Below are 9,192 nucleotides of genomic sequence, written 5' to 3' on the forward strand. Positions count from 1 at the left end.
ATTAAGAAATCTTGTTCTCTGTTTTAACCTGAAAAGCCCTTTAAGATCGAGATGAAGAAATATTTCGAGCTTGGGCCATGAAACGCATCGTCTTGATTGCTGGGTTTGAATCCTTCAACGCCGACTTGTACCGCAAAGCCGCCGATTTGGCTGTCAAACGCTGTCCGGAGTTGGATATCAGCGTGTTTAGCGACATTGCACTACGCACCGAACCCGACAACGTAGCAGCCGCACTCCAAGGCGCAGATGTCTTCTTTGGCAGTTTGCTATTCGACTACGACCAAGTTTTGTGGTTGCGAGAAAGAATTCAAAACATCCCCATTCGCCTCGTATTCGAGTCAGCCTTAGAGTTGATGAGTCTGACTCAAATTGGTGCATTCAAAATTGGCGACAAACCCAAAGGAATGCCCAAACCAGTTAAATTCATTCTCGATAAATTCAGCAACGGACGAGAAGAAGACAAACTCGCCGGATACATCAGCTTTTTGAAAGTAGGCCCCAAATTATTAAAATACGTGCCAGTGCAAAAAGTACAAGATTTGCGTAACTGGCTGATTATTTACGGTTATTGGAATGCTGGCGGTACAGATAACGTCGCCTCAATGTTCTGGACGCTAGCTGAAAAATATTTAGGTTTAAAAGTAGGAGAAATTCCACCTCCAGTCGAAACCCCAAACATGGGATTATTGCATCCCGATTATCAAGGATATTTTGAATCACCACGTCAGTATTTAGAATGGTATCAAAATATTAGGGGCGGGCAAGATGCCCACCCCACAAGAGATCGTGCTTTTCTTGTGGGGCAGGCGTCTCGCCTGCCATTGTCAAAGGAAGGGCAAAATACCCATCCCACAACAGATCGTACCCACCCCACAAAACCAATTGTTGGCATTCTTCTTTATCGCAAGCACGTTATTACCAAACAACCTTACATTCCCCAATTAATTCGCCACTTTGAACAAGCAGGATTAATTCCCTTACCCATCTTTATTAACGGCGTTGAAGGTCACGTTGCCGTGCGAGATTGGATGACAACCGCATACGAAACCGCCCAAAGAAAACAAGGTAAAATTGAAACTCCATCATTATCCAGCGAAGCAGTCGAAGTCGATGCGATCGTCTCTACAATCGGCTTTCCCCTAGTAGGTGGGCCAGCGGGTTCGATGGAAGCGGGGCGACAAGTTGAGGTTGCCAAACGCATCCTCACTGCCAAGAATGTACCTTATATTGTATCTGCACCTTTGTTAATTCAAGACATACATTCATGGACTCGCCAAGGCGTTGGGGGGTTGCAAAGTGTCGTGTTGTATGCTTTGCCAGAATTAGATGGTGCGATCGATCCCGTTCCTCTTGGCGGTTTAGTAGGAGAAGATATCTATATAATTCCCGAACGAGTAAAACGTCTCACTGGTAGGTTGAAAAAGTGGATATCCTTGCGACAAACACCACCATCCGAACGCAAAATCGCCATTATTTTGTATGGTTTTCCACCCGGATATGGCGCTACAGGTACAGCAGCATTGTTAAACGTACCGAAAAGTTTAATCAAATTCCTCCAAGCATTAAAAGCAGAAGGTTATACAATCGGAGATTTACCAGAAGATGGTGAAGAATTAATCCGCTGGGTGAAAGTAGCTGATGAATCTCTCCCTCTTGCTGAAGGAGTATCTACCGTCAATGTCCGTACCCTCGAAAAATGGTTGGGATACCTATTAACAAATCGCATTGAAAAACAATGGAAATCTCTGACTGGTACAGGTATTAAAACCTATGATGATGAATTGCAAATAGGTGGCATACAACTAGGAAATATTTGGATCGGCGTGCAACCACCCTTGGGAATATCCGGCGACCCCATGCGGTTAATGTTCGAGAAAGATTTAACTCCTCACCCTCAATATGCCGCCTTCTACAAATGGCTACAAAACGAATTTCAAGCAGATGCGATCGTTCACTTTGGAATGCACGGCACCGTTGAATGGTTGCCGGGAGCGCCGCTAGGAAATACAGGCTATTCCTGGTCGGATATTCTTCTAGGAGATATGCCACATCTATATATATATGCGGCAAATAATCCCTCAGAATCCATGTTAGCAAAACGTCGCGGTTACGGCGTGCTGATTTCCCACAACGTACCGCCTTACGGTCGTGCTGGGTTGTACAAAGAGTTGGTATCCCTGCGCGATTTAATCTCAGAATATCGAGAAGACCCACAAAAAAATTACGTCCTCAAAGAAGCCATCTGCAAAAAGATAGTAGACACAGGTTTAGATGCAGATTGCCCGTTTGAAGATGCCAAACGCTTAGGTATTCCCTTCACTCCTGAGAACCTGCGGATGTTTAGCGCCGATGTCTTTAATCCGTATTTAGTGAAACTGTACGAATATCTGCAAGTTCTGGAAAATCGCCTCTTTTCATCAGGTTTGCACGTTTTGGGAGAACCACCAAACGAAGAGGAAATGGCATCTTATTTGAATGCCTATTTTGGCGAAAACCCAGAAACCCGGTTTCTTGGAGAAACCGGGTTTCTAGACACTCCGAACCAAGCTGCTGCCCAAATTCGCGATTTATTGATGCAAACTACCGACGAATTAACCAACCTATTGCGCGGATTGAATGGCGAATATATTCCCCCTGCACCTGGCGGCGATTTATTGCGAGATGGTGCAGGTGTTTTACCTACAGGTCGCAATATTCATGCTTTAGACCCCTATCGGATGCCATCACCAGCAGCTTACGAAAGAGGTCGAGAAATTGCCAATAAAATTATCGCGCAACACCTGAAAGAAAAGAGCCAATATCCCGAAACAGTTGCTGTGATGTTGTGGGGTTTGGATGCCATCAAAACTAAAGGTGAATCTCTCGGTATTCTCTTAGAATTAGTAGGTGCGGAACCTGTAAAAGAAGGCACAGGGCGAATAGTCCGCTACGAATTAAAATCACTAGCAGAAATCGGGCATCCGCGCATTGATGTTTTGGCAAATCTTTCCGGCATTTTCCGCGATAGCTTTGTCAACATTATCGAATTGTTAGATGATTTATTCCAACGTGCAGCTGACGCCGACGAACCCGAAGACCGAAACTTTATCCGCAAACACGCTTTAGCACTGAAAAAACAAGGTGTAGAAAATGCAACTGCACGCTTATTTTCTAATCCTGCTGGCGATTTTGGTTCGCTGGTGAATGACCAAGTTGTCGCGTCTAACTGGGAAACAGGCGATGAGTTAGCGAATACTTGGCAAGGGCGAAATGCGTTCAGTTACGGCAGAAAAGATAAGGGTGAAGCGCGAAAAGAAATCCTGAATCAATTGTTGCAAACTACTGAAACAGTTGTCCAACAAATCGATTCGGTTGAGTATGGTTTAACCGACATTCAGGAATATTACGCCAATACAGGAGGATTGAAAAAGGCAGCAGAGAAACAACGCGGTAAAAAGGTTAATGCCAGTTTTGTAGAAAGTTTCTCCAAAGATACCACGCCTCGCAACTTAGAAGATTTGCTGCGAATGGAATATCGCACCAAATTGCTAAATCCGAAATGGGCTGATGCAATGGCGAATCAAGGTAGCGGCGGCGCTTATGAAATTTCCCAACGAATGACCGCGTTAATTGGTTGGGGTGGTACTGCCGATTTTACCGATAATTGGGTTTACGACCAAGCTGCCGATACTTATGCTTTAGATGAGGAAATGGCGAAGAAATTGCGCGATGCAAATCCCGAAGCTTTCCGCAATATTGTTGGTAGAATGTTAGAAGCAAATGGGCGCGGTTTCTGGCAACCGAGTGATGATAAGTTGCAGAAGCTGCGCGATTTGTATGATTTGACGGATGAAGAGATTGAGGGTGTAACTGTTTGATTAGGAGGTAAATTAAAATGTCTACAGAAAAAGTAACAAAAGTTAAAAATGCTTTGGGGAAAGTAATACATATAACTACAAAGGAAATGTTTCGTAGTTTGTTTTTTCCTGGGTATATTATTTACGAAGTTTTACTTGATTCCCAAAAGCCAGAAAATATAGACTCTCGTCTTGCTCGTTTAGAACAAATTAAACAAGACTTGAAGGAGGCAATATCAGCAGTTGATAGTTTACAAAGTGAGGCGCAACAAAGAAAAGGAGAGGTGGAAAAATTACGTGCTGCAATTAAAAAATTAGAAGAAGATAAGAATAATGTCGAAAACATTTTACAAGTTTCCGAAGAATCATTTGCCCGTCTTCTTAGTCGCGCTAATTCAAAGGGGCGTATTCGGGGATGGATTGACGGTCTTATTGTAGGCTTTGTTTCTGGCGTGATTTCTAGTTTAGTAGCTGGGTATATTGGTAACGTTTTGAATCCACCTACAAAAACACCAAGCGCACCAATACTAGATAACCAAACCTCACCATCAGCGCCACCTAAAACAAATTCAAAGACACCTGTCAACCAAAAATAATCTTATCCATCCAAAAATGCCTGAAGACTGAAAATATAATGCCTGCCCAGATACATGGCAGGTCTTTTTTTCATTTTTTGTAATACATCGTAAAAATTATCCATATCCAACTCCCAACAAGTTAACGCTAAAACATCTTTTCTGTTACCTGAAATTCTCTACCAGTTTACAGCAAGCCTCACATCCAAGGACGATTTGTGCGATCGCCTGTTCATTCACATATTTTGAAGTAATGCGATCGCCCTCATCCACCAAATCACAAAACCAACCTATCCGCTTACAAAACATCTAACAATGGAAAACACATTTACTGCGGTATTTGAAAAAGTAGGCGACTGGTATATTGGTTACGTTGAAGAATTACCCGGTGCCAATGTACAGGAAAAAACCCTGGAAGAAGCCAGAGAAAGTTTGCGGGAAGCAATAGAATTAATCTTAATATCTAATCGCGAATTTGCCGAACAATAAATTTATGGTAAATCTGTAATCCGAGAGCAGGTTAATGACTGGGATAAACGAGCGATCGCTACCTCCTACCAACACAACTCGCGCATCCTAGCAACTGACTGCACAAGTCCCTGATTTACAAGCGTTGCCAAATATTCATCAGGCGTTTTTGGTGGATTTTTGAGCCTGTTTCTTTGCCTTTCTGCTGCTTGGCAAACTGCTTTATAATTAAGGCTCAGCAAATCTAGGATAAAATCATCAGGATGCTTTGCCTGAATGTTGTATGGTGCAATAGCCTCATTGGGAAAGTCTCTGAGATTGAAAGTGATGATGTATTTTGCTTGCGATCGAATTGCTGCCGCTAGAACATGGCGATCGTCTAGATCTGGTAGTTGCAAATAAGGAATTAATTCCTCATAACCAGTTACCAGACAATCTTTTACATTTGCATTCATTAAATTTTTGGTTCTGGTCAGCTGTTCTATTGTCAGTTCCGAACGGTTTTGAAGTACATTTCGCACCCATTCCGAGTGAATCTCCTCTGTCCAACGCACCCCAAATAAGTCGGTGAGTGCAAGCTCTACTAAAAGATCGCGTAGCGGTGCTGAATATAGGACATTTGCATCATAGAGAACCGTAAAATTTGTCATAATTCAATCGTACAAACCCAGCGCTTGCGATTGGGCAACTAACTCATCCATACCTTTCATTTGTTCTGCACGCATTCGCTTTTTATACTCAATTACATCTTGATAGCGCATCTTGCGACTATTCCCCACTATCTTGTATGGAATTTTGCCAGCATCCTGTAAATCCCATATATACTTATCTGATACATTTAGGAGAGCGGCTGCTTGATATATTTCTAGCTCTTTTGTGTACGGCGTAATCTTTACTGGCTTTCCTTCCGCTGTATGCACCAAAATCTCCAGCAGTAGCTGCATGGCAAGCGCGGGTATTTCCACTGTTTTACCTGTTTCATCTTCCATCAGTTTAATAGTGCAGGAAGATTCTTGATTTTCTAAGTATGATGCCAAAACGTGGCTACTAGCTTCCGCCTGATTTGCGTCTGATTCGCTTGGGAAAATCGGATCGCCGAGTCGATATCTGGGAAGTTTCATATTGATTTTATGCTTGTTTTACTGAGAATAATTACTATTTTAGCATTCGCATCATATACAAACTTAAAATTTGTCATGATTCAATCGGACAAACCCAAAAATCCCTTTGTCAACAGTATACTGTAAAATATAAAACCATACCTACAACAAAACTATGGAGGTAAAGCCTATGACGATTTTATTTCCAGCCGAACCCGTACCCTTGGAAGTCCACCCTGATGGGGTGGTGCGAATGGTGGGAACGCGGGTTACACTAGATACAATTGTTGCTGCTTTCAATCAAGGGGCGACTGCGGAGGAGATTGTGTTTCAGTACCCATCTTTGCAACTAGCTGATGTGTATGCTACGATCTGTTTCTTTTTGCGCCATCGTCCTTATGTGGAATTATATTTGCAGGAACGGCAACAAGAGGCTACGGAAATTCGTAAATTAAATGAGGCTAAATCTGAGCCTCAAGGGGTGCGCGATCGCTTACTAGCACGCCAGACACAATAACTAATTATGTTGCGATTTTTGGCCGATCAAAACTTCAATAACAATATCATAAGAGGCTTACAGCGTCGGCAGCCAGAATTAGATATTGTTTGTTATCAAGATGTTGGTGTTTTTGGGACAGATGACTCTATTGTGTTAGAATTTGCGGCGAAAGATGGGAGAGTTTTGCTTACCCATGACGTAGCTAAAATTACACAATATGTTTATCAACGACTTGAGGCAGGATTATCTGTACCGGGAGTGTTTCAAGTAGGCTTTGATGTTCCCATCATTCGCGCTATTGAAGATATTTTGTTATTGGCAGAGTACAGCCTTGATGGCGAATGGGAGGGGCAAGTGCGTTATTTACCTTTGTGAAATATTCCCATAGCTAGGGGTAAATTTATTGGTGATGAGCAGGCAGTTAAATTTTTAGTCGATCGCCCATCACCAATTACCTCTTCATCTTATCTAAACCTTTGCTGAAAAGTGGCGATCGGAATAGCCCAGCTTAATGCTTCCATTTGCTTGAACAGTGCTTGAGATGGTGCGCTTCCATCAGCAAATCTGTAAGCTTGAATGCCTTGTGGGGGAAATTTCAATCGCCCGTTAATTCCCACCAACTCACCTTTATTATTCAATACAGGCCCGCCACTCATACCATCTTCTATTTCGTTAGTGTAACCTAGTTGGTAGCCTCTGGGGAGCGATCGCTCTGCAACCATCTCCACATATCCCTTCGTCAAACGAAACGCTCTCAAACCCCAATCGCGGGTATTTTCGATCGCATCTCGGTTCAGAAAGCGCCAATTCGGAAATCCAGAAGCGTATACCTCATCGCCAATTGCTAGGGAATTGGAATTTCCCATCATCGCAACTTGATAAGATCGATCGCTAGTAAATTGTACTATGGCTAGATCGTTATCTCCAAATCGGGTAGAGCGCTGCAACCGACCAGAATAGCTGCGCCCATCTGAGGTTAGAATTGTATAGCGATCGCCTCTTTCCACCACATGAGCGCAAGTCAAAACTGTGTAGGTTTGCCCCTGTCGATCGATGATTACACCAGAACCGCCACCGTCATTCTCTAAAATCCGCACCGTTACTTCTCTTGCTATTTCTGCTACGGAAATGTTATTGCGCGAGCGGCTTTGAGCAACTTCTAAAGATAATTTGTTTGCCCGATCCAAACTGTTATTAACATTAGGTAAAGCTGCCACCGCTGATACCATGACTAGCCCATTTAATGAAGCGATCGCTGTCAAACAAGTCCCCAAAGCAATTAACGATAGATCCACAATCAATTCTTCCCCTGAACAGATTTCTCTAGATATCTATTAACTAGCCAACCCAGGGAGGTTAAATACTCCCCAGGTTGGCTAGTGGAAATCGACAATCCACTCAATTTCAGTTAAATACCGTTATTCCTACCCCCAGAATTAGTTCCAGAATTATTTCCTGTTCGGGGGCGAGTAGTAGAGCCACCGCTGTTTCGAGAGCGAAATGCTTCGTTAACAACTCTTTCCAAACTGAAAGTTCTTCGCTGTACCGTCGAACTATTGTTAGGTCTAAGCGAGTAAACTGGACGACCAGAACCAGTTGTACCAAACTCCAGCAAATTAGCTAGAACTTCATCTGGATTTTGGGCGCTCCGACGATCGAGGGTGAACAGCAAATTGTCGGAATTACAATTAGACGAGCCACCGTTAATGTAACAAACAACCGGTAGATTATTCAGCGTTCCAGTAGTCAGGTATAGATTGCTCAGACGACCTCCATTGTCGGCAACTGCTCTGCTCAATCGATCGGAAACAATGCGGCAGCGTTGCTGAGGAGTATAATCAGGCCCAAATTCGGTAGTTCGCCAAACTACGATCGGTGATGTGGTGCGATCGCCTCTTTCCGCGATAGTGGCAAAGTTTCGATTTTCGCGAACGCAACGAAATATTGTGCTTAATTCTTCCGCTTCTTGAGCTTGCGCTTGGGGTGTACTCGCTACGACACCAGAAACAGCGCCAGAAACAGCGATTGTCGATACTAAAAATTGAGCCAGGAATTTCTGGGATTTCATAACAAACTCTTCCGATTATGCTTACTTTTAAGGTACGATCTTGCTAAGGCTTCGTACCTCATCCAGTTGAGTGATCTGACAGGGTTATTCTGGATATTGTTCCTCAATGTATTTGTTGACGATATCGGTTCTTTAGTTGCAAATATCGCTGTATGGATGACAAAACAGCTCGTAATTTTTTAATTGCTCAGGGAACAGCTTTGCTAACTCAGCGGAATCCCGATGACTTGCTTGTACGTCTGCGATCGGGCAAATCTCCAGTACCCGGTCAGCTGACATCTATATTATTAGCGCTGAAAATTGCCTTCGACGCCCTCAAGGAGGAAACCCACCTCGATCGCGAGCTCGTCTATGCAATACACCAGCTGTGCTTTGAGAGTCGCCAGCTATACGACGCCGGACTTAGATCTGGGGTTGAATGGCCACCGATGTTGAATGAAGATTTGAACCGGATCGCGATCGCAGTTAGGAGTATTTTCGCCGGCACTTGGCAGTAGTTAATGGGGGAGTGGGGGAGTCAAAAGTCAAAAGTCAAAAGTCAAAAGTCAAAATTTCTCCCTCTCCCTCTCCCTCTCCCTCTCCCTCTTCCCTCTTCCCCTAACCCCTAACCCCTAACCCCTAACCCCTAACCCCTAACTTCTTCATC

At 43.5% G+C, this 9,192-nt stretch carries 10 protein-coding genes; 6 read left to right on the forward strand and 4 right to left on the reverse strand.

All coding sequences use genetic code 11. The features are described from left to right. The first annotated feature begins 77 nt into the window (after positions 1 to 77). From bchH to H6G03_RS02270, 3 genes are all read left to right on the forward strand, one after another. Positions 78 to 3,857, forward strand: coding sequence for a magnesium chelatase subunit H (gene bchH / locus H6G03_RS02260; RefSeq protein ID WP_190461641.1), 3,780 nt, complete (start codon positions 78 to 80; stop codon positions 3,855 to 3,857). Between the two features lie 17 nt (positions 3,858 to 3,874). Then, positions 3,875 to 4,432, forward strand: a complete 558-nt coding sequence (locus H6G03_RS02265) for a hypothetical protein (protein WP_190461643.1) — start codon at positions 3,875 to 3,877, stop codon at positions 4,430 to 4,432. Positions 4,433 to 4,726: 294 nt separating this feature from the next. After that, a complete protein-coding gene (locus tag H6G03_RS02270; RefSeq protein WP_190461645.1) occupies positions 4,727 to 4,900 on the forward strand; it encodes a type II toxin-antitoxin system HicB family antitoxin in 174 nt (57 codons plus the stop codon). A 65-nt stretch (positions 4,901 to 4,965) separates the two neighbouring features. On the opposite strand, the gene H6G03_RS02275 is transcribed toward H6G03_RS02270, so the two are convergent. Beyond that, positions 4,966 to 5,529: a PIN domain-containing protein gene (locus H6G03_RS02275; RefSeq protein WP_190461648.1), complete on the reverse strand. Its 564-nt coding sequence runs from the start codon at positions 5,527 to 5,529 to the stop codon at positions 4,966 to 4,968. Between the two features lie 3 nt (positions 5,530 to 5,532). Beyond that, positions 5,533 to 6,000 (reverse strand): MerR family transcriptional regulator, encoded by a 468-nt coding sequence (locus tag H6G03_RS02280; RefSeq protein ID WP_190461649.1) that lies wholly within the window; start codon positions 5,998 to 6,000, stop codon positions 5,533 to 5,535. 169 nt (positions 6,001 to 6,169) lie between these two features. Here H6G03_RS02280 and H6G03_RS02285 point away from each other — a divergent pair, with 169 nt between their 5' ends. Both H6G03_RS02285 and H6G03_RS02290 read left to right on the forward strand, forming a co-directional pair. Further along, positions 6,170 to 6,496, forward strand: coding sequence for a DUF433 domain-containing protein (locus H6G03_RS02285; protein ID WP_190461651.1), 327 nt, complete (start codon positions 6,170 to 6,172; stop codon positions 6,494 to 6,496). A 6-nt stretch (positions 6,497 to 6,502) separates the two neighbouring features. Then, positions 6,503 to 6,853, forward strand: coding sequence for a DUF5615 family PIN-like protein (locus H6G03_RS02290; RefSeq protein WP_190461653.1), 351 nt, complete (start codon positions 6,503 to 6,505; stop codon positions 6,851 to 6,853). Positions 6,854 to 6,942: 89 nt separating this feature from the next. Here the strand turns inward: H6G03_RS02290 and H6G03_RS02295 are convergent, their stop codons facing one another. Further along, positions 6,943 to 7,773 carry a S1 family peptidase gene (locus H6G03_RS02295; protein WP_322111834.1) on the reverse strand — a complete coding sequence of 277 codons (831 nt, stop codon included), beginning with the start codon at positions 7,771 to 7,773 and terminating at the stop codon, positions 6,943 to 6,945. Between the two features lie 113 nt (positions 7,774 to 7,886). Then, the gene (locus H6G03_RS02300; protein WP_190461655.1) at positions 7,887 to 8,546 is read right to left on the reverse strand and encodes a COP23 domain-containing protein; all 660 of its coding nucleotides are present in this window, start codon (positions 8,544 to 8,546) and stop codon (positions 7,887 to 7,889) included. A 152-nt stretch (positions 8,547 to 8,698) separates the two neighbouring features. Here H6G03_RS02300 and H6G03_RS02305 point away from each other — a divergent pair, with 152 nt between their 5' ends. Further along, a complete protein-coding gene (locus H6G03_RS02305) occupies positions 8,699 to 9,043 on the forward strand; it encodes a Dethiobiotin synthetase (RefSeq protein WP_190461657.1) in 345 nt (114 codons plus the stop codon). Positions 9,044 to 9,192 lie beyond the last annotated feature (149 nt).

The sequence above is a fragment of the Aerosakkonema funiforme FACHB-1375 genome (genome assembly GCF_014696265.1).
Taxonomy (GTDB): domain Bacteria; phylum Cyanobacteriota; class Cyanobacteriia; order Cyanobacteriales; family Aerosakkonemataceae; genus Aerosakkonema; species Aerosakkonema funiforme_A.

Bases quoted from the DNA above. Each gene is read 5' to 3' on its own strand.
- H6G03_RS02290 (WP_190461653.1), top strand. From the start codon at position 6,503: ATGTTGCGATTTTTGGCCGATCAAAACTTCAATAACAATATCATAAGA.
- H6G03_RS02270 (WP_190461645.1), top strand. From the start codon at position 4,727: ATGGAAAACACATTTACTGCGGTATTTGAAAAAGTAGGCGACTGGTAT.
- bchH (WP_190461641.1), top strand. From the start codon at position 78: ATGAAACGCATCGTCTTGATTGCTGGGTTTGAATCCTTCAACGCCGAC.
- H6G03_RS02280 (WP_190461649.1), bottom strand. From the start codon at position 6,000: ATGAAACTTCCCAGATATCGACTCGGCGATCCGATTTTCCCAAGCGAA.
- H6G03_RS02275 (WP_190461648.1), bottom strand. From the start codon at position 5,529: ATGACAAATTTTACGGTTCTCTATGATGCAAATGTCCTATATTCAGCA.
- H6G03_RS02265 (WP_190461643.1), top strand. From the start codon at position 3,875: ATGTCTACAGAAAAAGTAACAAAAGTTAAAAATGCTTTGGGGAAAGTA.
- H6G03_RS02285 (WP_190461651.1), top strand. From the start codon at position 6,170: ATGACGATTTTATTTCCAGCCGAACCCGTACCCTTGGAAGTCCACCCT.
- H6G03_RS02300 (WP_190461655.1), bottom strand. From the start codon at position 8,546: ATGAAATCCCAGAAATTCCTGGCTCAATTTTTAGTATCGACAATCGCT.
- H6G03_RS02305 (WP_190461657.1), top strand. From the start codon at position 8,699: ATGGATGACAAAACAGCTCGTAATTTTTTAATTGCTCAGGGAACAGCT.